General features: G+C 66.4%; 22 protein-coding genes. 5 read left to right on the top strand and 17 right to left on the bottom strand.

What is annotated here, in order from left to right; genetic code table 11:
* Positions 1 to 6: 6 nt before the first annotated feature.
* The 7 genes from Ga0080574_RS22230 to Ga0080574_RS22205 form a co-directional block, all read right to left on the bottom strand.
* Positions 7 to 885 carry a DMT family transporter gene (locus tag Ga0080574_RS22230; RefSeq protein ID WP_076704763.1) on the bottom strand — a complete coding sequence of 293 codons (879 nt, stop codon included), beginning with the start codon at positions 883 to 885 and terminating at the stop codon, positions 7 to 9.
* The gene (locus Ga0080574_RS22225; RefSeq protein WP_076704761.1) at positions 882 to 1,154 is read right to left on the bottom strand and encodes a putative quinol monooxygenase; all 273 of its coding nucleotides are present in this window, start codon (positions 1,152 to 1,154) and stop codon (positions 882 to 884) included. Before Ga0080574_RS22225 ends, Ga0080574_RS22230 begins: the two co-directional genes overlap by 4 nt.
* A 128-nt stretch (positions 1,155 to 1,282) precedes the next feature.
* A complete protein-coding gene (guaA, locus tag Ga0080574_RS22220) occupies positions 1,283 to 2,854 on the bottom strand; it encodes a glutamine-hydrolyzing GMP synthase (protein ID WP_156876430.1) in 1,572 nt (523 codons plus the stop codon).
* Positions 2,855 to 2,905: 51 nt separating this feature from the next.
* The gene (locus Ga0080574_RS26070; protein ID WP_156876429.1) at positions 2,906 to 3,184 is read right to left on the bottom strand and encodes a hypothetical protein; all 279 of its coding nucleotides are present in this window, start codon (positions 3,182 to 3,184) and stop codon (positions 2,906 to 2,908) included.
* Between the two features lie 10 nt (positions 3,185 to 3,194).
* Positions 3,195 to 3,830 (bottom strand): DUF2270 domain-containing protein, encoded by a 636-nt coding sequence (locus tag Ga0080574_RS22215; protein WP_076704752.1) that lies wholly within the window; start codon positions 3,828 to 3,830, stop codon positions 3,195 to 3,197.
* A gap of 156 nt (positions 3,831 to 3,986) precedes the next feature.
* Positions 3,987 to 4,844, bottom strand: coding sequence for a delta-class carbonic anhydrase (locus Ga0080574_RS22210; protein WP_076704750.1), 858 nt, complete (start codon positions 4,842 to 4,844; stop codon positions 3,987 to 3,989).
* A gap of 107 nt (positions 4,845 to 4,951) precedes the next feature.
* Entirely contained in the window at positions 4,952 to 6,211 is a 1,260-nt protein-coding gene (locus tag Ga0080574_RS22205; protein WP_076704748.1) for an OmpP1/FadL family transporter, read from the bottom strand.
* Between the two features lie 310 nt (positions 6,212 to 6,521).
* Here Ga0080574_RS22205 and Ga0080574_RS22200 point away from each other — a divergent pair, with 310 nt between their 5' ends.
* Positions 6,522 to 8,066, top strand: coding sequence for a trimethylamine methyltransferase family protein (locus tag Ga0080574_RS22200; RefSeq protein ID WP_076704745.1), 1,545 nt, complete (start codon positions 6,522 to 6,524; stop codon positions 8,064 to 8,066).
* Between the two features lie 42 nt (positions 8,067 to 8,108).
* Here the strand turns inward: Ga0080574_RS22200 and Ga0080574_RS22195 are convergent, their stop codons facing one another.
* Positions 8,109 to 8,393 (bottom strand): DUF6477 family protein, encoded by a 285-nt coding sequence (locus tag Ga0080574_RS22195; RefSeq protein WP_076704743.1) that lies wholly within the window; start codon positions 8,391 to 8,393, stop codon positions 8,109 to 8,111.
* A gap of 226 nt (positions 8,394 to 8,619) precedes the next feature.
* Between Ga0080574_RS22195 and Ga0080574_RS22190 the strand changes: the two genes are divergently transcribed.
* The gene (locus Ga0080574_RS22190; protein ID WP_076704741.1) at positions 8,620 to 9,735 is read left to right on the top strand and encodes a DUF6456 domain-containing protein; all 1,116 of its coding nucleotides are present in this window, start codon (positions 8,620 to 8,622) and stop codon (positions 9,733 to 9,735) included.
* Positions 9,736 to 9,993: 258 nt separating this feature from the next.
* Entirely contained in the window at positions 9,994 to 10,410 is a 417-nt protein-coding gene (locus Ga0080574_RS22185) for a VOC family protein (protein ID WP_076704739.1), read from the top strand.
* A 6-nt stretch (positions 10,411 to 10,416) separates the two neighbouring features.
* Here Ga0080574_RS22185 and eda read toward each other — a convergent pair whose 3' ends face one another.
* From eda to metF, 4 genes are all read right to left on the bottom strand, one after another.
* The gene (gene eda / locus Ga0080574_RS22180) at positions 10,417 to 11,064 is read right to left on the bottom strand and encodes a bifunctional 4-hydroxy-2-oxoglutarate aldolase/2-dehydro-3-deoxy-phosphogluconate aldolase (RefSeq protein WP_198039757.1); all 648 of its coding nucleotides are present in this window, start codon (positions 11,062 to 11,064) and stop codon (positions 10,417 to 10,419) included.
* Between the two features lie 88 nt (positions 11,065 to 11,152).
* Entirely contained in the window at positions 11,153 to 12,373 is a 1,221-nt protein-coding gene (locus Ga0080574_RS22175; protein ID WP_076704730.1) for a glycosyltransferase family protein, read from the bottom strand.
* Positions 12,374 to 13,156: an HAD-IIB family hydrolase gene (locus tag Ga0080574_RS22170; protein WP_076704728.1), complete on the bottom strand. Its 783-nt coding sequence runs from the start codon at positions 13,154 to 13,156 to the stop codon at positions 12,374 to 12,376.
* A gap of 391 nt (positions 13,157 to 13,547) precedes the next feature.
* On the bottom strand, positions 13,548 to 14,414 hold the full coding sequence (gene metF / locus Ga0080574_RS22165) for a methylenetetrahydrofolate reductase [NAD(P)H] (RefSeq protein WP_076704726.1): 867 nt from the start codon (positions 14,412 to 14,414) through the stop codon (positions 13,548 to 13,550).
* Positions 14,415 to 14,544: 130 nt separating this feature from the next.
* On the opposite strand from metF, the gene Ga0080574_RS22160 reads away from it, so the two are divergent.
* The gene (locus Ga0080574_RS22160; protein WP_076704717.1) at positions 14,545 to 15,450 is read left to right on the top strand and encodes a LysR family transcriptional regulator; all 906 of its coding nucleotides are present in this window, start codon (positions 14,545 to 14,547) and stop codon (positions 15,448 to 15,450) included.
* A 113-nt stretch (positions 15,451 to 15,563) separates the two neighbouring features.
* Here Ga0080574_RS22160 and Ga0080574_RS22155 read toward each other — a convergent pair whose 3' ends face one another.
* Complete coding sequence (locus Ga0080574_RS22155) at positions 15,564 to 15,770, bottom strand: cold-shock protein (protein ID WP_076704715.1); 207 nt, start codon at positions 15,768 to 15,770, stop codon at positions 15,564 to 15,566.
* 224 nt (positions 15,771 to 15,994) lie between these two features.
* Between Ga0080574_RS22155 and Ga0080574_RS22150 the strand changes: the two genes are divergently transcribed.
* Positions 15,995 to 16,315, top strand: a complete 321-nt coding sequence (locus Ga0080574_RS22150; RefSeq protein WP_076704713.1) for an ArsC/Spx/MgsR family protein — start codon at positions 15,995 to 15,997, stop codon at positions 16,313 to 16,315.
* Here the strand turns inward: Ga0080574_RS22150 and Ga0080574_RS22145 are convergent.
* The 4 genes from Ga0080574_RS22145 to Ga0080574_RS22130 are packed head-to-tail and all read right to left on the bottom strand — an operon-like array spanning position 16,312 to position 18,819.
* Positions 16,312 to 16,872 (bottom strand): DoxX family membrane protein, encoded by a 561-nt coding sequence (locus tag Ga0080574_RS22145; protein WP_076704711.1) that lies wholly within the window; start codon positions 16,870 to 16,872, stop codon positions 16,312 to 16,314. The two genes, Ga0080574_RS22150 and Ga0080574_RS22145, sit on opposite strands and share 4 nt — an antisense overlap.
* Entirely contained in the window at positions 16,869 to 17,615 is a 747-nt protein-coding gene (locus Ga0080574_RS22140; RefSeq protein WP_076704709.1) for an HvfC/BufC N-terminal domain-containing protein, read from the bottom strand. The genes Ga0080574_RS22145 and Ga0080574_RS22140 overlap by 4 nt, the downstream gene beginning before the upstream one ends.
* Entirely contained in the window at positions 17,612 to 18,460 is an 849-nt protein-coding gene (bufB, locus tag Ga0080574_RS22135) for an MNIO family bufferin maturase (RefSeq protein ID WP_076704707.1), read from the bottom strand. Before bufB ends, Ga0080574_RS22140 begins: the two co-directional genes overlap by 4 nt.
* Before the next feature lie 53 nt (positions 18,461 to 18,513).
* On the bottom strand, positions 18,514 to 18,819 hold the full coding sequence (locus Ga0080574_RS22130) for a BufA1 family periplasmic bufferin-type metallophore (RefSeq protein WP_076704705.1): 306 nt from the start codon (positions 18,817 to 18,819) through the stop codon (positions 18,514 to 18,516).
* Positions 18,820 to 19,105 lie beyond the last annotated feature (286 nt).

Raw genomic sequence — 19,105 nt, 5'->3', positions numbered from 1 at the left:
GGTACGTCACTGACCGGGCGCGGCGAAGTGCGGGCGCGTTTCGCGAAGGATGTTGTAGTAATTGGCGCCGAAAATAACGGCGGCACCTATGAAAACATACGGATCCAAGGCCTCACCATAGAGTGCCATTCCCACCAGCGCAACAACGGGAAGGCGGGTGAAGTCGATGGGCATCACCACCGGCGCCGGCGCGAGGCTGAGCGCGGTCGTCAGGCAGAAATGCGCCACCAGCCCGGCCACCGCGATCAGCAGAACCCAGGGCCAGCTTGTGGCGGCGGGCAACGCGATATCGCCGTCGAACCCGGCGCAGATCAGGCCGAAGACCGATTGCGTCACCGCCAGCCAGAACAGGATGCAGCCGATGCTGACGCTGCGGGTAAGCCGGCGCGTGTAGACCGCCGAGCCCGCAAAGCCCACCGCCGCCAGCGCCGCGCAGATCAGCCCGGCATTGATGGTCTCGGGCGTGGGCCGCGCGACGATGAGCACACCGACGAACCCCATCGCCGCCGCTAGGGCGCGGCTCGGTGTCAGCCGCTCGCCCAGCACCAGCGGCGACAGCAGGATGACCCAGAGCGGCGAGGTGAATTCCAGCGCAAAGACCTGCGCCAGCGGAATCACCGTGACCGCATAGAGCCAGAAGTTCTGGCCGGCGAAATGGCTGAGGTTGCGGATCACATGCAGCCGGAAATGCCGGGTGGAGATCTCGTCCCGCCGCCCGGTGGCAAAGAGCACCGAGGTCACGATCAGCACGCCGATCAGAGAGCGATAGAGCAGGATCTCGAACGTATCGAGATCGAGGCTGACCTCGCGCCCGGCCACGGCCATGCTGGTAAACGAGACGATGGCCCCGGACATCCAGAGCACGGCTTTCAGGGTCGGGCTCATGCTTCGGTGATCTCGTAGTCGCGCGGGCAGCCGGCGGTGACGCGGGCCCAGTCGCTGGCGCCGGCGCGGGCCTGATGCGCATCGAAGGCGGCGCGGTCGGCAAAACGTTCAAAGACCTCAAAGCGGCCGGGCGCGGTTTCGGTCACGTCGAAATGCAGGCAGCCCGGTTCGGCGCGTGTCAGGCGAATATGCTCGGGCAGGGCGGCGCGCACCGCCTCGGCCCGCTCGGGCGGGCAGGTCATCGTGCCTGTCAGTCGGATTTCGGCCATGGCTCCTCCTCGCCCTTTCGGGCCGGCGCGACCTTGCGTCGGCGAGGCGGGAATCACAAGCCCCGCACCAGGGGTGCGAGGCGCTTTTGGATTGTCTGTGTGCAAATGATCCCGAAGCGGCGCCCGGGTCACTCCAGCTCGATGGTGCCCGGCGGTTTCGAGGTGCAATCGTAGAACACCCGGTTGATGCCCTTCACCTCGTTGATGATCCGGGTCGAGGTCTCGCCCAGGAACTCGTGGCTGAACGGGTAGTAGTCGGCGGTCATGCCGTCCACGCTCGTCACCGCGCGCAGCGCCAGCGCGTAATCGTAGGTGCGCCCGTCGCCCATCACGCCGACGGTGCGCATCGGCAGGATGGCGGCGAAGGCCTGCCAGATCTCGTCGTAAAGCCCATGCTTGCGGATCTGGTCGATATAGACCGCATCCGCCTTGCGCAGGATCTCCAGCTTGTCGCGGGTGATCTCGCCGGGGCAGCGGATGGCGAGGCCCGGTCCGGGGAAGGGGTGACGGCCGATGAAGCTTGCCGGCAGGCCCAGCTCGTGCCCCAGCGCGCGCACCTCGTCCTTGAAGAGCTCGCGCAGCGGCTCGACCAGCTTCAGCCCCATCTTTTCGGGCAGGCCGCCGACATTGTGGTGCGATTTGATGGTGACCGAGGGTCCGCCGGAAAAGCTCACCGATTCAATGACATCGGGATAAAGCGTGCCCTGGGCGAGGAACTCTGCGCCCTCGATCTGGTCGGCGTATTTCTGGAACACGTCGATAAAGAGCCGCCCGATGATCTTGCGCTTGGTCTCGGGGTCGGAAACGCCTTCGAGCTCGCCGAGGAACAGATCCTGCTCCTGCGCGTGGATCACCGAGAGGTTCATGTGATCGCGGAACATGCCCACGACCTCTTCGGCCTCGTTGAGCCGCAGCAGCCCGTGATCGACAAAGACGCAGGTGAGCTGCTCGCCCACCGCCTCGTGGATGAGCGCCGCCGCGACCGAGCTGTCGACACCGCCCGAAAGCGCGCAGATCACCTTCTTGTCGCCGATCTGCTCGCGGATCTTGGCCACCGCCTCCTCGCGATAGGCGTCCATCGTCCAGTCGCCCTTGAACCCGGCATCGCGGACGAAATTCTCGTAAAGCGTCTTGCCGTTCGGGGTGTGGTGCACCTCCGGGTGGAACTGTACGGCGTAGAAGCGGCGGCCCAGATCGGCGGTGATCGCAAAGGGGGCGCCGGGCGAGGTGGCGTAGACCGCAAAGCCCGGGGCGAGTTCCGAGACGTGGTCGCCGTGGCTCATCCAGACCTGCTCGCGCCCGGTGCCGTCGAGGAACCAGCCGGTGAGCAGGTCGATGCGCTCTTCCTTGGGGGTCACATAGGCGCGGCCGAATTCGGCGGTGTGGCTCTGGCCGGCCTCCACCTTGCCGCCGAGATCCTGCATCATCACCTGCTGGCCATAGCAGATGCCGAGGATCGGCACGCCCAGCTCATAGGCGGCCTGCGGCGGGCGCGGCGAGCCCTCGCGCGTCACGCTGTCCGGCCCGCCGGAGAAGATGATCGCGCGCGGCGCGAACTCTTTCAGGAAGGCGTCGGTGACGTTCTGATAGGGGTGGATTTCGCAATAGACATTCAGCTCGCGCAGGCGGCGCGCGATGAGCTGGGTTACCTGCGAACCGAAATCGATGATGAGAAGGCGATCATGCTGGGTCATGCGCACGCTTTAGGGGCGGTTTTGCGCCGGCGCAAGAGGCGCGGCGTGTCGACGTGATCAGATATGATCAAGCACTGTCATGCCGCCGGCCCAGAGGGCACAAAGCACGCCGAGCGTCAGCAGAACGGAGCCGGACAGAACGAACGCGGCCAGGGCACCGCCGAGCGCGGCGTCCATGATGAAATCCATCAGCCGTGTGGTGCGCATGTCGATGGGGGCATCTGCGTGCATTTCCGAATCCTCCGAACGCTGTCCAGCCACATAATGCCGCGGAACCGCCGCGGTCGCCTTGATCTGGCTCAGGATGATGCTCGGTATGACTGATTGCGCTAACATGCAATGATTCTTATCCCATGGAGTCGGATTTTTCGCGCCCGCGTGCCCGCCCGCGCCGCAGATCGTCGCGCTTGCTCCAGAGTGCGATGGCGCCGCAGACCGAGACATATATCACGCCCATGAGCATCATCAGCTCGCCCGGCAGGGGGCCGACATCGGCGCGGCGCATGGCCTCGTCAAAGCTCTGCACCTCGGTGGGATGCACCGCGATCTTGCCGGCGAAGGCGAGGGTCTGGATCAGCAGGATCCAGAAATAGTTGCGCCGGATGCGGCGGCCGATGGCGACCATGAAGGGCACATGGTAACGCGGGCGCAGGTAGTCGTTGGCGAGCACGCGCTGCCAGTCGTCCTCCATGTGCAGATCGCCCTCGGACAGCATCGGCGCGTAGAAATGCGTCTCCATCCAGCGCGCGCGGGCGCGCCAGACGTTGAAATAGCGGTAGCGCCGGGCTTCGAGCACGAGAAAGAACACGATCAGCACGCCGACCAGCACCAGCGGCAGCGGCGAGGCCTCGGGCGAGGCAAAGGAGATCGACAGCGCCACGCCCAGCGTCACCACCGCCCAGTTGGTCGTGGTGTCGAGCCGGGTGCGCCAGATGGTACTGCGATAGACCTCGCCCCGGTAGAGATGCGCGATGGCGCCCATTTCGGAACTGTCGAGATCCTTGCGCGGCGCGGGTGCGCCGGTGCTCTGCTGTGCGATGGTCCGTCCTCCCCGCCGGGCGCCGCTTATGCTGCGGCGCGCCTCCTCCGGCGGTATTGTGCAACGTGTCGCAGCACCGGTCAAACCCCGGCGCGGCGCTCAGTCCATCGGGCTCAGCAGCGCGGGGGCGGTGACCAGCGCGCGCACGCCGTGGCTGTGGCTTTCCTCGAACACGTTGCCCATCGCCGCCCAGGCGTCGAGCGTGGCGATGTCGAGCCGGGCGCAGCGCGGGCGCACCGACCATGTGACCTGAAGCGGCGAACAGACCTGCTGGCTGTAGCTCGTGCCGGTGGTCGAGCCGCGAAACTCTACCGGGCGGCCGGTGCCGGTGGGCAGGGCGCGCGGCTGATAGAGCCCCTGCCGCATGGTGCCGAAATAGATGAAATCGCGAAAATCCAGCGCATTGGGGTCGTTGACCACCAGAAACACCTGCGATTCGACGCGCAGCTGCGGGTTCTGGCAACGCTCCGACAGGCAGGCGCCGAGCCCCGGCCCCGGCGCGACGTCGCAGGAGGAATAGACCCAGTGCACCTCGATCGTGTCGCCGGGGGCGACGCCCTCGAACACCCGGGCGCCGCCGCGCGGGCGGCTGAGCTCTGCCGGGGTGAGCCGCGCCGAGCCCGCGCATCTGAACCCGCCATGTTCGCCCGCGCCGGCGTAGATCGAAAAGCCCGGCCCCATATGTTCAGCATTCGTATGGGTGTGGATGTTGCAGAGGTTGAGATTCTCCGGCGGCGGCGCCAGCTCGAACCGCGCCGGGTTGCGCCCGTGCGGGTTGGAGATGTCGCGCGGGGTCTGCGGGCCGAAGCCCTGGCAGATTTCGCCGCCACTCGCGGCCTGCGGCGTTGTCCCGGGTGCTGCGCCATGGGAGGCCGGGGCGTGGTCCGATTCCGCCAGCGCGCCGGTGGCGCTGAGCGCGAGAGCGAGCGCCGCCAGGGCCTTGCGGTATCGGTGCATGATCTCTCCTGTGCGCAGATGGCTGCAATCCGGGCGGATCATGCCCCGGCAGGCGTGAAGACCGTCTTAAGGCCGCCCCCGGCTTGTCCTGCCGGGGGCTTTGCCGCTCACCAGCGATAGGTGGCGCCGATGGCGAATTCGTTCTGCGACATGCGGATTTTCACCGGCTGCGGCACGCCGGTGAGCGCCGGGTTGCTGCCCTCGATCTCGTTCTCGAAGGCGTGGGTCCAGGAGGCGGTGATGCCCCAGCGCTCGTTGACGCGGTAAGAGGCGCCGAGCGAGGCGTGCCATTGCGGCGTCGCCGGGGTCAGCGCGTTGATCACCGCAGAGCTGTCGTCGATGAACTTGCTGGAATGGCTGATGCCGCCGCGAAAGGTCCATCTCTCGTCATGCCGGTAGATCGCGGCGAGGCGCCAGACATCCATGTCCTTCCAGCCGAAGCCCACGCCATTACCCGCGCCGAGCGGCCCGTCGGGCGGGGCGTTTGGATTGGCGATGGCGGGTATGTCGCTGTAGAAGATGCGCTGGAACTCTCCGGTAAAGGTCCATTTCGGCGCTGTCTGCGGGGTCCAGGCCATGCCGATGGTGGCCACGGCGGGCACGTCGAAATCGCCGTCGCCTGCGAAGAGTCCGGCATATTTGTCAAACGCTTCCATGTCGATCTTCGAGCGGTAGGCCGCACCGAAGGCAAGCTGCGGCGTGGGCTCCCACAGCACGCCGATATTGTAGCCGAGCCCGGTCGACCAGTCGTCCTCTCGGTCGGTGACATTGCCCGGGTCGATGGACATGCCGGCAAAGGCTTCGAGCCCGGTGGCGCTGAACCGCTGCACCGCGAGGATCGGAGAGAGGCCCACCGAGACCGTCTCGCTCGCCCGGTAGGACAGGTTGAGGCTGATGAAGGCCTGTTCCAGATTGACCCCGACCGGCGCGGAGCCGGCGCCGAGCCCGGCAAAGAAATTGGTGTCGTATTCGGCGTTCATGCCGCCATTGCCGAACATGAAGGCGGCAAAGGCGACGCGGTCGTTCAGCACCCAGTTGGCGCCGCCGCAGGGGATCAGGAAATAGTCGTTGCGGCTTTTATGCGTGCCGGGGGTGAGCGGCCCGCCGGGCGCCACCTCGACCTCGCGGTCGGGCCAGAAATTGGTGAGGCAGAGCCCCGCCTGATTGCCGACCTTGTGGCCCATCGCCGGGTTCTGCGCCAGCCCCAGCACGCCCGAGGGCACCGCCACGCCGGCCCCCGCCATGCCCTTGGAAGCGCCGCCATAGCCATTGGCGATATAGCCGTTGGTGGCCAGCGCCGGACCTGCGCCAAGCGCGCAGAAGACCAGCGCCCCGGCCAGCGGCCCGCGCGTGAAATCGAAACTCATATCGGATGTCCCTCCCTGTTCCGCCGTCTCCCTCGGCGGGTGGTCTCTTGTTCTCCTCCTGGCCCGTAACGGAGGCCCGCCGCCCTGTGCGAAATAGTGATGCGGAATAGTGATATTCTAGAATCATTATATTAAATGTTCGGAATGTCTCGTGTCACCTGTTTTCGTTAGCGCCCAAAGCCGCCCTGGCGCCGGGGATGTCGCTTTTTCACGTCATGCGCCGCAATCGCGCCTATCCGGCGGCGCATGGCGGGTTAGACTCAGCGAAAGCCGGGGGCAGAGGGCGCCCGGATTCTGACGAGGTTGGCATATGGCGGAAGCATCGGCGCGCAGACGGAGCAGAAGCGGCGGAGGCGCGGCACGGCGCGCGGAGCGTGGCTCGACGGTCGTGGAGACGGCGAAATATATCGAGCGCAATATCCCCGATTTCGAGCTGCTCACCGAAGAGGCCTTGCAGGTCATCGAAGAGAATGCCGAGATCGTGCTGGAGGAGATCGGCGTCAATTTCGTCAACAACCCCGGCGCTCTGGCCCGCTGGAAGGAAGCCGGTGCCGAGATCGAGGGCGAGCGCGTGCGCATCCCGCGCGGCCTGGCGCGGAAGCTCTGCGCCACGGCGCCCTCGCGCTTTACCCAGGTGGCGCGCAACCCCGCCAAGAATGTCGAGATCGGCGGGCGCAATCTGGTGCTGGCGCCGGTTTACGGCCCGCCCTTCGTGCATGACGCCATGGGCGGGCGCCGCTACGCCACGCTGGAGGATTTCCGCAACTTCGTGAAGCTCGGGCAGATGTCGCGCTGGCTGCACCATTCCGGCGGCACGGTCTGCGAGCCCACCGACATTCCGGTGAACAAGCGTCATCTCGACATGCTGCATTCCCATATGACGCTGTCGGACAAGCCCTTCATGGGCTCGGTAACCGAGCCGAGCCGGGCGCAGGACAGTGTGGACATGTGCGGCGTGCTCTTTGGTGAGGCGTTCGTGCAGCAGAACACCGTGATGACCTCGCTCATCAATATCAACTCGCCGCTGACCTTCGACGATGTGATGATGGGCGCGCTGGAGGTCTATGCCGCCAACAATCAGGCCTGCATCATCTCGCCCTTCATCGTCGGCGGGGCCATGGCGCCGGTCTCGGTGGCGGGCACGCTGACACAGGTGCTGGCCGAGGTGCTGGCGGGCGTGGCCTATTCCCAGCTTGTGCGGCCGGGCGCGCCGGTGATCTTCGGCGCCTTCGTGACCTCGATCGACATGAATTCGGGCGCGCCCACTTTCGGCACGCCGGAAGCGGCGCAGATCACCTATGGCGCGGGGCAACTGGCGCGGCGGCTTGGGCTGCCGTACCGTTCGGCGGGCTCGTTCAACGGCTCGAAACTGCCCGACGCGCAGGCCGCCTACGAGACTTCCAACACGCTCAACAACGGCTTGCTGGCGGGGGTGAACTTCATGCTGCATTCCTGCGGCTGGCTCGAAGGCGGGCTGGTGGCCTCCTACGAGAAATTCGTCATGGACGCGGATCAGCTCGGCGTGCTGCACAAGATGGCGGCGGGGGTGTCTGTGGACGAAAGCGCCCAGGCGATGGACGCGCTGCGCGAGGTGGGGCCGGGCGGGCATTACCTTGGCTGTGCGCACACTCAGGCGCATTTCAAGACCGCGTTCTGGCGCTCCGAGCTGCTCGATTACAAGCCCTTCGAGACCTGGAGCGAGGAGGGCGGGCGCGACACGATGCAGCTTGCCTCCGATCGAGTGCGCAAGCTGCTCGACAGCTACCAGAAGCCGGAGATGGACCCGGCCACCGCCGAGGCGCTGGCCGCATTCGTCGCAGAGAAAAAGGCCGCTGTGCCCGACAGCTTCATGTAGTATCTCGGCAGCCCCGCGCGTTTATGCGTGCGGGGCGCTGGATCAGGCATGCGCGTGCAGTTGACGCGCCTCGCCCATCATCGCGGCCAGCACCTCCACATGGCGCGCCGCTGAATAGCCGCCATCCGAGGCGCGGCGGCGTTCATCGAGCACTGCCTCGATCTCCATCAGTTTCAGGATTGTCGGCGCGTGGCGCGCGGGCGGCGCGACTCCGAGAATGCGCCCCAGATGCTGCTCGCGGCGATAGTCGTCTGCCCCGATCCGGGCGGCGCGCACAAGCAGGCGCGGGCGGCGAAGGGTCTGCATCAGGCTGAGAATGTCTTGCATGTTTTCCGGTCCCCAGTGGTGAAACTGAGCCCATGCTTGCACGGGTTTTCAGGGTGTTGCGGGGCGCCCGGGCGATGAGAACGGTTCGTTTATGATTGTTTATAAATTGTCGCTAATTTGGGTGCTCCGACGGAAACGTTAACGAACAGGTAACTGGCACTCGCGAAGGTTGTGCGGTCTTGGGGATAACTCTGCAAAACACGACTGACCTAGGGGACATGGAAAGATGATTTGCCAATCAAATAGAGATGTTACGACGCGTTTGCCCGCATGGGTGCCGGAAGACGCAAAACACTATCTCGCGCATACCGAAGGCGGTGAAGCCATTCGGAAACTGGCGCGTCTGGCGGGGTGCCACGCGTCGACGGTGCTGCGTCAGGTGCGCCGGATCGAAACCCTGCGCGACGACCCGCTGGTGGACGGCGCGCTGCGGCAACTGGGCCGGTTGCGCGCCGGCGCGGCGGGGACAGACCCCAAGAAGGAGTTCAAGCGGATGAAAGAGCCTCTGCGGGATGAGCTGACGCCCGATGCGGCGATGCTGGCGCGCGAGGCGCGGCGGGTGCTGCGGCGTCTTTGCGAAAGCGGCGCGGTGCTGGCGGTGGCAGCGGAAATGGACAAGGCGGTGGTGGTGCGTGACACCGGCGAGGGCGGCTCAAGGCGCACTGCCGTGGTGGACGCGCCGATTGCCCAGGCGATGGCACTGAAAGGCTGGATCGCCTGCGACGCGCCCGGACGCATCTCGCGCTACCGCATCACCGCCGCCGGGCGCGGTGCGCTGAGCAAGCTTCTGGCCGAGCAGGAGAGCAAGCTGCGCGGCTTTGCCGAGGCGCAGCAGGGCTTTGGCAGCACGGCCGAGGCCGAGGCGGCGATGCAGGCGGCGGATGCCGATCCGCAGGCACGGCGGCGCAACCTGGTGACCGAGAGTCCGCTGGTGCTGCTGGCACGGCGGCGCGACCGCGATGGTGCGCCGTTCCTCTCGGACGATCTGGTGCGCGCTGGTGAGCGGCTGCGCGAGGATTTCGAGCTGGCGCAGATCGGCCCGCGCGTGGCGCAGAACTGGGACCAGTTCCTGACCGGCGCCGTCGACGGCGGGCGGGGCTCCGAGATTGCGCGCGGCCCCGAGGCGGCGCGCGCCCGTGTCGTCGCGGCGCTGCGCGAGCTGGGGCCGGGGCTGGGCGATGTGGCGCTGCAATGCTGCTGCTATCTGGAGGGGCTGGAGACCACCGAGCGCCGCATGGGCTGGGCCGCGCGTTCGGGCAAGGTGGTGCTGCGGATCGCGCTGCAACGGCTGCGCCGCCACTACGACGAGACGGTCGCACCGGGCGGCGGGCTGATCGGATAAGGGCGGCGTCCGGAGATCCGCCGGAAAGGGCCCGCGTATGATCGCTGACGGGCCGAAAGGGCCCGTCAGGCGGGGTTCGGACAGCAATGGGTCGCAAGGCGGCGGCGTGGGCCTGCCGACAGTACGGGCAAACTGAAATTGCACCGCTGTTTATCTGGGGGGATCGTGAAGGAGGCGTTTGTTTTACGCTGATTGTTCCCTTACGAAGATGCACCAGTCTCGGATGACTGAGAAACCGTCTGAAAAGAAACAGGACGCATGATTGCTTATGTCACGGTCGGCGCAGATGACATCATGCGCGCAAAACGGTTTTATTCCGCGCTTCTGCCCGCGCTTGGCTACGGGCTTGAAGAGGGGCCCGAGGGATTGAGCTACGCACTGCCCGCACAACCCGGGCAGTCTCTCATCCCACCCGAGTTCTATGTCAAACCAACCTTTGACGGGCGTCCGGCGTCCGCGGGCAATGGCTCCATGGTCGCATTCGAGGCACGTAGCCAGAAGCAGGTGCGTGACCTGCACGCCGCCGGGCTTTCCGCAGGTGGTTCTGACGAGGGTCAGCCGGGATTTCGCGCCTCTTACGGGGCGCATTTCTATGTGGGCTACCTTCGCGACCCGCAAGGCAACAAGATCGCGATTTTCTCCAACGATCCGAACGAACCGGGGCGTGACGGATAGCGCTCCTCAGCCGCGCGGCAGCGCCGCCGCCTCTGCCGCCAGCGCCGTGATCGACTCCCAGTCACCCGCTGTCACCTTGTCCTTCGGCGCGACCCAGCTGCCGCCGCAGCAGAGCACGTTGCCGAGGCTCAGGTAATCGCCGGCGTTCTTCATGCTGACCCCGCCCGTCGGGCAAAAGCGGATCTGCGGCAGCGGCGCGCCGATGGCCTTGAGCGCCGGAGCGCCGCCGGAGGCCTCGGCGGGGAAGAATTTCTGGACCGTATAGCCGCGCTCCAGCAGCGCCATCGCCTCGGTGGCGGTGGCGGCGCCGGGCAGCAGCGGCAGGCCGGCCTCTTCGCAGGCATCGAGCAGCCGGTCGGTGGCGCCCGGAGAGACGCCGAATGTCGCGCCCGCATCGACCGCCGCCGCCACATCGGCAGGGCTCAGCAGCGTGCCGGCGCCGACCATGCCGCCCTCGACCGCCGCCATCTCGGCGATGACCTCGAGCGCCGCCGGGGTGCGCAGGGTGACCTCCAGCGCCGGCAGCCCGCCGCGCACCAGCGCCTCGGCCAGCGGGCGCGCATGGGCGGCATCGTCGACCACCAGAACCGGGATGATCGGCGCCAGGCGGCAGAGGGTTTCGGCTTTCTGGCTTGCGGTCTCGGGAGTGATCATGTCGGGCCCTTCCGGATCAAAACGGCGTGTCTGAAGACGCTCTAGCACAGTCCGTCAGTGAAATGTAAGGCGCTAACATCGCGCCGCGTCAGCCGAATTCCGCCTCGTCCGCCGCCACCGCCGCCCGGAAATCCGCCAGCAGCGTCGGGTCGGCGGAATGCACCCGGTTCCAGGTGGGGATAAAGGGCGTCTCCTGCGGGTTCTCGATAAAGAGCTGCCCGGCGCGCGTGATATTCTCGCCGAACATCTCGATGCTGCGCTCCTCGGCGTGGCGGTCGATGGTCAGCCCGTTCATCTTCGCATCGGCGTGATACGCTTCCAGCAGATCCAGCGCCGAGCGGTAGTAGGTCGCCTTCAGCGTACGGAACACATGCGGGGTAAAGACCGTGCCGTCGGCGGCCAGCTTGCGGTAGATCGCCTTGCAGATATCGGTCGACATGCGCGACAGGCCCTGATTGGCATCCTCGGCCGAGAGATCCTGATGCTTGTGATCGTACTGGTCGGCGATCTCGACCTGGCAGACCTGCCGCGGCCCGAGATTGCGCCAGGCCTCCGACAGCACGCCGATCTCCAGCCCCCAGTCGGAGGGGATGCGCAGGTCGGGCAACAGCCCGGTGCGCAGCGCCATCTCGCCCGAGAGCGGGTAGCGGAAGGCGCGCAGATAGTCGATGTAATCGCGGTCGCCGATGGTGCGTTTGAGCGCGATCAGCAGCGGCGAGACCAGCAGCCGCGTCACCCGCCCGTTCAGCTTGCCCTGGCCGACGCGAGGGTAGAACCCCTTGGAAAGCTGGTAGGAAAAGGTCGGGTTGGCCACCGGATAGACCAGCCGGTCGAGCATCTCGCGCGTATAGGTGACGATGTCGCAATCGTGGATCGCCATCACCGCGCTGTCGGCGCAGGAGATCAGATAGCCCATGCAGCCCCAGACGTTCTTGCCCTTGCCGGCCTCCTGCGGCGCCAGCCCCAGCGCGTCGAGCCGGGCCATGATGTCGAGCATGCGCGGGCTGTCGTTCCAGATCACCGTGGTGAGCTGCGGCAGCACCGAGAAGAACTCGCGCGCGTGGCGATACTGCGCCTCGTCGGCGCGGTCGAGCCCGATGATGATGCGGTGCAGATAGCTGACCCTGGAGAGCTCGGCGAGGATATTGGGCAGCGCGTCGCCTTCGAGCTCGGAATAGAGCGAGGGCAGAATCAGCGAGATCTTGCGGCTCTGCGCGAAAGTGTCGAGCTCGTAGATCAGCTCTTCCTGCGGGCGCGAGCGCAGGTTGTGGAACTGGGCGATGTTGCCGTTCTGGTGAAAATCGGCCATTTATTTAGCTCTCCCGTTCATTCCGAGCCTGTCGAGAAGCGCGAGCATCGCGGTGTTCCAGCCCTCGGGGCCGGGTTGCGCGCTGCGCGTGATGCGCCCGGCGGTTTCGCCGGGCAGGGTGGGGATGCCCTTGCCGTGATCGTTGCGGATGATCACACCGTGATCGGCCTGTTCCAGCATTTCCACGTCATTGGGCGCGTCGCCGAGCGCAATGGCGGTATTGGCGCCGAGATCGGCCATGATGCCCGCCATCTGCTGCGCCTTGGTGCCGCCGAAGGAGAGCGTCAGGAAGCGCCCGCCGCGCCGGGCGGTCACGCCATGGGCCTTGAGCGCGGCGAGGAAGGCGTCGAGCCGCTCGGGCGGGCCTTGCCAGAGCCCGGGCTCGGAGAAATTGCGCTGCCGGGCAAGCGCGGCGGCGGCGGGCGGCAGGCCGGTGATTTCGGCGACCTCGGCGTCGCTCATATCGCCAAAGCCGCGAAACGGCGCGCGCAGATCGTCGGGCAGGGTTGCGAGGATCTCGCGGAGCCGGGCATAGGCCGCGCGGTCGGTTTCCGCCGCGCCTGGGGCGATGCGCGCGGCGCCGTTCTCCGCGATGATGGGCCAGTCGCCGAGGCCAAGCTCCTGATGAAGCGGCAGGATTTCGGCGGCGGTCTTGGAGCTGGCGAGGATCAGTGGGATCTTGTGCTCTTGCAGCGCGTCGAGCGCGGGCTGCGCCGCGTCATGACTGTAATCGGAATGATCCAGCAGGGTGCCGTCCAGATCCGTGAATACGATGAGCCGCACGCGTTGCTCTTCCCTCGCCGTTTTCGCTCACAGTAACCGTATCGCAGGCAGAGGGAAGCGCGGGCGCGAGATTCTTTGCGGGTGGCGCGGGGTCACATTGGCGCATCGGGTGGCGAGAGGCGCGAAAATGGGCGATGGGGTGATGGGCAGATTGCTCAGCCTACACGGTCGAGCGATGCCCTGGCGCGGGACAAGGCCGCAGGCCGCCGCGCCATCGCCAGCCCGCCCCCCGGGCTGGCGATTTGGTGACGTCAGTGCCGCGTGTCGAGGTCTTTCGGATTTGGCCGGGATAAATCAAGAGCCTCGTAGGTTGGCTCGCCAACCCGCGGACCGGCGATGGCGCGGCTCTCCCAGCGTGGCGCTGTAGGGTGGGCAATCTGCCCACCGCAGCTCACGCGACGTGTTCGAGCTTCACATCCGGTGCCACACCGAGCGCGAAACACACGTCGCGGGTCAGCTCGGGCCGGTTCAGCGTGTAGAAATGCAGCTTGTCCACCCCGCCCTCGATCAGTTCCGAGCAGAGCTCGGTGCAGATCGCCGTGGCCAGCAGATCCTGCCGTCCGTCGCGCTCGGCGCGGTCGAAGGCCTCGATCACCCAGGCGGGGATCTTGGTGCCGCAATTCTCGGCAAAGCGGCGCGCGCCCTTCCAGTTCTCGATCGGCAGGATGCCCGGCACGATCGGCTTGTCGATGCCCGCCTTCTCGCAGGCGTCGCGGAAGCGGAAGAAGGTCTCGGCCTCGAAGAAGAACTGCGTCAGCGCCTCGGTGGCGCCAGCGTCGAACTTGCGCTTGAGAAACTCGATATCCGCCTGGGCCGAGACCGCATCCGGATGCACGTCGGGATAGGCGCCGACGCGGATATTGAAATCGCCGGTCTCGCGCAGCGCCTCGATCAGCTCGACCGAGCTGCCAAAGCCGTCGGGATGCGGGGTGAAGCCGGTGGCGCCCTTGGGCGGGTCGCCGCGCAGCGCCACGATATCGGTCACGCCGGAGGCGCGGAACTGCTCGACAATGGCCAGCGTCTCTTCCTTGGTGGCATCGACGCAAGTCAGATGCGCGGCGACGTTCAGGCCGGAATGCTTGTGCAGGGTCGCCACCACATCGCGGGTCAGCTCGCGGGTGGTGCCGCCGGCGCCATAGGTCACCGAGACAAAGCGTGGATCCAGCGGTGCCAGCGCCTGCACGGTGTCCCACAGGCGGAAGGTCGCCTCGATATTGCGGGGCGGGAAGAATTCGAAAGAAATTTCGGGGCGTTTCATGGCCAGCGTCCTTATGTTCCAAGACCGCCTGGCGGTGCCAGGGACGTCCTCTCGTTCAGGCTCTTGTCGCAGAAACCGCATTGTGAGACAAACTCATAAATCTCAAGAACAACATGAGTGATACTTAGGGATGCACCTCGAATTCCGCCATCTGCGCACCATCAAGGCGATCCACGACGCGGGCGGTCTGGCCCGCGCGGCGGATCAGCTCAATATCACGCAATCGGCTTTGTCCCATCAGATCAAGGGGCTGGAGGATCAGGCCGGGGTCGAGCTCTTTGTGCGCCGGTCGAAACCGATGCGGCTTTCGGCGGCGGGGCTGCGGCTTTTGCGGCTGGCCGAGCAGGTGCTGCCGCAGGTCGAGGCGGCGCAGGCGGAGTTTGCCGGGCTGCGCGCCGGGCGCTCGGGGCGGCTGCATATCGCGATTGAATGCCACGCCTGTTTCGAATGGCTGTTCCCGGTGCTGGAGGCGTTCCGCAAGAGCTGGCCGGATGTGGATGTGGACATCCGCCCGGGGCTGGCCTTCGATGCGCTGCCGGCGCTTCAGAAAGAGGATGTGGACGTTGTGATCTCCTCCGATCCGGAGGAGCTGTCCGGCGTCACCTTTACCCCGCTCTTCGATTACAGCCCGGTTTTCGTGGCGGCGGCGGTGCATCCGCTGGCGGCCAAGCCCTGGATCGACGCGCAGGATTTTCGCGGCGAGACGCTGATCACCTATCCGGTGGAGCGCTCGCGGCTCGATGTATTCTCGCAGCTTCTGACCCCGGCGCGGGTCGAGCCCGCCGCCATCCGGCAGGTCGAGCTGACGGCGGTGATTCTGCTGCTGGTGGCGTCGAATCGCGGTGTATCGGTGCTGCCCGACTGGGTGGTGCGCGAGGTGAAATACAATTCCGATTACGTCACGCGACCGCTGACCGAACACGGGCTGACCCGCAGGCTCTATGCGGCGGCGCGCAGCGAGGATCTGGAAAAGCCCTATATGCGGGATCTCGTCCGCCTCGCGGGCGAAGAGGCGCGTCGGCTGCAATCGCAGTGAACAAGAACCTGTCGCGACACCGGCGGCGCGCGGAAACCCGTCGATAGAGGATGCGCGGGCAGCATCTGTCCCCGGCCCCAGGACAAGGGCCGGGGCACGGAATTCGGGTTGTTTCAGAGGGTCTTGAGATCGGAGGCCATCATGCGACCGTCGCGGCCTTCCTTGAGCTCGTAGCTCACCTTCTGATTGTCGGCGAGGCCGGTCAGTCCCGAGCGTTCGACCGCCGAGATATGTACAAATACGTCCTTGCCGCCTTCGTCCGGCGCAATAAAGCCATAGCCTTTGGTCGTGTTGAACCATTTCACGGTGCCGTTCGGCATGTTCCCGTGCTCCTTCCAGTCTTCCTAATGTTTACCCCGGCAAGGCCGGGCGCCCCGTCACATTCGCCTTTCAGGGGAGGTCAGCCCGACAAGGGATTTCCGTTGCTGATCGTCGAAGGTCACGGAAAAAAGGGTTGCACAGGTGATGTAAAAATCAAGCGAAACACTTCGCTGTCGCAGCAATCGGCGTTAAATTGAGCTTTGGAGCCGATGGAGAGGGCGAGATGCGACTATACGGGCTGAAGAACTGCGATACCTGCCGCAAGGCGCTGAAAGCACTGCCGCAGGCGGAGCTTGTGGATGTGCGGGCAGACGGGATTTCACCGGATCTGCTGGCGCGGGCCTATGAAACCTTCGGTGAAAAGCTGGTGAACACCCGCTCGACCACCTGGCGCGGGCTTTCCGAGGCGGAGCGCGCGACGCCGCCGCTGGAGCTCTTGCAGCAGTATCCGGCGCTGATGAAGCGCCCGCTCATCGAGGATGGCGGGCGGCTCTATCTGGGTTGGGACAAGACGGTGCAGGCGGCGCTTTCGGCGCAGGTCTAGGCGGTCGCGCGGCGGCGGAGCAGCAGCCGGTCGGCAGAGAGCCAGCCGCCGCCTTTCATCACCAGCACCGCGAGGCAGAGCAGCCAAAGCAGCCGCTGATCGAGGATCAGCGCATCGGGCATGCGGTCGAACCATGCGCCGAGGGTTTCGGCATGGGCGATGCCGCCATGGCCGTAGAGATCGGTGAGGCTCTGCACCGCGACAAAGCCCGCCATGCCGAGTGCCGCGAGCCGGGTGAAGAGCCCGGCGGCGATGAGCAGCGGCAGCAGGATCTCGGCCCAGGTGCCGGCGACGGTCACCAGCCAGTGCAGCGCGCCGAGCTGGCTGGCATCGTAGCCCGCCGCCTCGAACTGTCTGGGAAAGATCTGCGCATAGGCGCCGGTGGAGGGGCGGAGCAGGCCCAAGACCCCGTCGCCGATCTTGGTGCGTGCCGAGGCCCAGAAATAGACCAGCAGCGTGGCGGCGAAGGTGAAGCGGGCGAGCAGTGGCAGCGCGCCGTCGCCATAGAGCGCAAGCCTCTGGGTCGCGCGGTCATAGAGGGTGAGACGCGGGGTCATTCTGCGCCTCCGGTGTCGATGGCGGCGATGGCGCCATTGGCCAGCAGCAGCGCGAGGGTGGCGGCGGGGTCGAAGCCGGGGCCGCATTGCGTGACCGCATCGCCGAGCCGCATGCCGGAACGCAGGGCGGTGGCGAAGGCAAAGCCTTGTGCGGGCAGGGGGTGTGGCCGCGGGTCGAAGCCGGGCCGGGTGACGATGACATCCTGTGCGGCGCTTGCGGGCGGCGCGGTGCGCTCACCCAGCGCATAGGCGCGGATCTCCACGAGGGGCCAGCGCGATGCGAGGAGCTGCACGGCGGGTACGAGGTGCAGGCGGGCGGCAGGCAAGGTTTCGGCATCGAGCGCGGCGAGCGCCTCGGGCGCGATGGGCTGCGCATCGGCGGCGTGATAGGCGCGGCGCAGGACGAGGTCGAGCCGGGCGATATCGGAGAGGAAGGGCAGGCGGCCCAGCCCGTCGATTCCGTCGAGAAAGGCTGGGAAGCCGGCGCCGTAATGCAGGAGCAGCGGCGAGGTGGGCGGGTGCTGGCGCAGAAAGCGGGCGGATAGCCGAGCGAAATTCGTCTCGCCCAGCAGCGCGGCGGTTGCGGGAAAGCCGGTGGCGAGCGCCTCGCTCAGCGAGACCGCGACATTGTTGCGATAGACCGCATATCGGCGCCCGGCGGGGCGGCCCATGCCGTCGGTGAGGTTCTGCGGCACCGGGCGCGTGGCGTCGAGCAGCGCGTTATGGAATGCGGTCTGGCTCATGCGGCGATCCTCAGCCGGGAGAGCGCCTCATCCGCCCTGCGGGCCTCTTCGGCCAGCACGGACCAGTCGGGCACGTCGGTGTCCCATTCGATGAGAACCGGTTTCGGCCCCGAGCGCGCCAGCGTGTAATCGAGCAGCGCCCAGACCGGATCGGCCACCTCGCGCCCGTGGCTGTCGATCAGCAGCGGCGCGCCGTGGTCGTCCTCATCCGTGTCATGGCCGCCGACATGGATCTCGCCCACCAGCTCCAGCGGGAAGGCGTCGATATAGCTCTGCGGCGTGAAACCGAGATTGGTGGCGGAGACAAAGACATTGTTGACGTCGAGCAGCAACCCGCAGCCGCTGCGCCGGGCGATCTCGCGCAGGAATGCGGGCTCTTCCCAGCTGCTCTCGGCGAAGGCGAGATAAGAGGAGGGGTTTTCCAGCAGCATGGGCCGGCCCAGCGCCTCCTGCACCTGGTCGATATGCGCGACCACCCGGCTCAGCGTGGCGTCGGTATAGGGCAGCGGCAGCAGGTCGTTCAGGAACGCGCTGTCATGGGTGGACCAGGCGAGATGTTCGGAAAAGCTCGCCGGGTTCAGCCAGCCGATGAGATGCGTCAGCCGCGCGAGGTGGTCAGGGTCGAGCGCGCCTTCGCCGCCGATGGAGAGGCCGACACCATGCACCGAGATGGCAAAGCGCTCGGCCAGCGCGCGGAGCTGCGCCAGCGGGCGGCCACCGTCGCCCATGTAGTTCTCGGCATGGATCTCCAGCCATTGCACCGGCGCGGCACCGGCAAGGATGTCGTCGAAATGCTGCGGCTTGTAGCCGACGCCCGGCGCGGCGGGCAGAATGGTACGTGTCATGGGCCTGTCCTCCCGTAAAGGCGCGGGGCGGCCTGCACCGCCCCGCGCAGCCGTCACGATTGCGGCAGATCGCGGTCGAGCGCTTCGAGCGAACCCATGCGCTCGGTGCCGTCCATCATCGCCGGCAGCTCGACCTCCATGCAGGTGCCGGCATCGACCAGCGTCCAGGCATTGCCCTGATAATCGACCTTGGAGGTGCCGGCGCAGGTGGTGCCGGGGCCGGCGGCGCAGTCGTTCTGGCCGGCCAGCGCGACACCGAAGCATTTCTCTTTCTCCTGAGCCTGAGCCACATGCGCGGTCATGGTCAGAGCGGCGGCGACAGCGCCCATAAGCGCGGCGGATTTCACTTTGTTCGACATGATTTGACTTCCCTAATCTGGTTTGTCCCGTTGAGCCCGGCGGGTCCTCCCTCGGGCTCTCATAGGGTGCCGCGACACGTCGCCACGGGCCATTCACGGCGCCGTTCTTCACGCGTGTGTCAGGTCGCGTCAGCGTTTCCGCCCGGATGGTGGGGCGCAGGGGATTGAAAGAATGGGAGATTTTCGCAGGGCTGAAACATTCCGTTACGTCAGGGCCGGCCCGCGATCACGGATGTTACAACGCAACCGGCCCCCGCAGAGGCTGCGGGGGCCGGGCGTGAGAATT

Origin of the sequence: Salipiger abyssi, from assembly GCF_001975705.1 — a bacterium.
In the GTDB taxonomy this organism is placed as follows: Bacteria; Pseudomonadota; Alphaproteobacteria; order Rhodobacterales; family Rhodobacteraceae; genus Salipiger; species Salipiger abyssi.
Note: the sequence above shows the minus strand (reverse complement) of the source record. Positions and strands in the feature narration are given on the sequence as shown.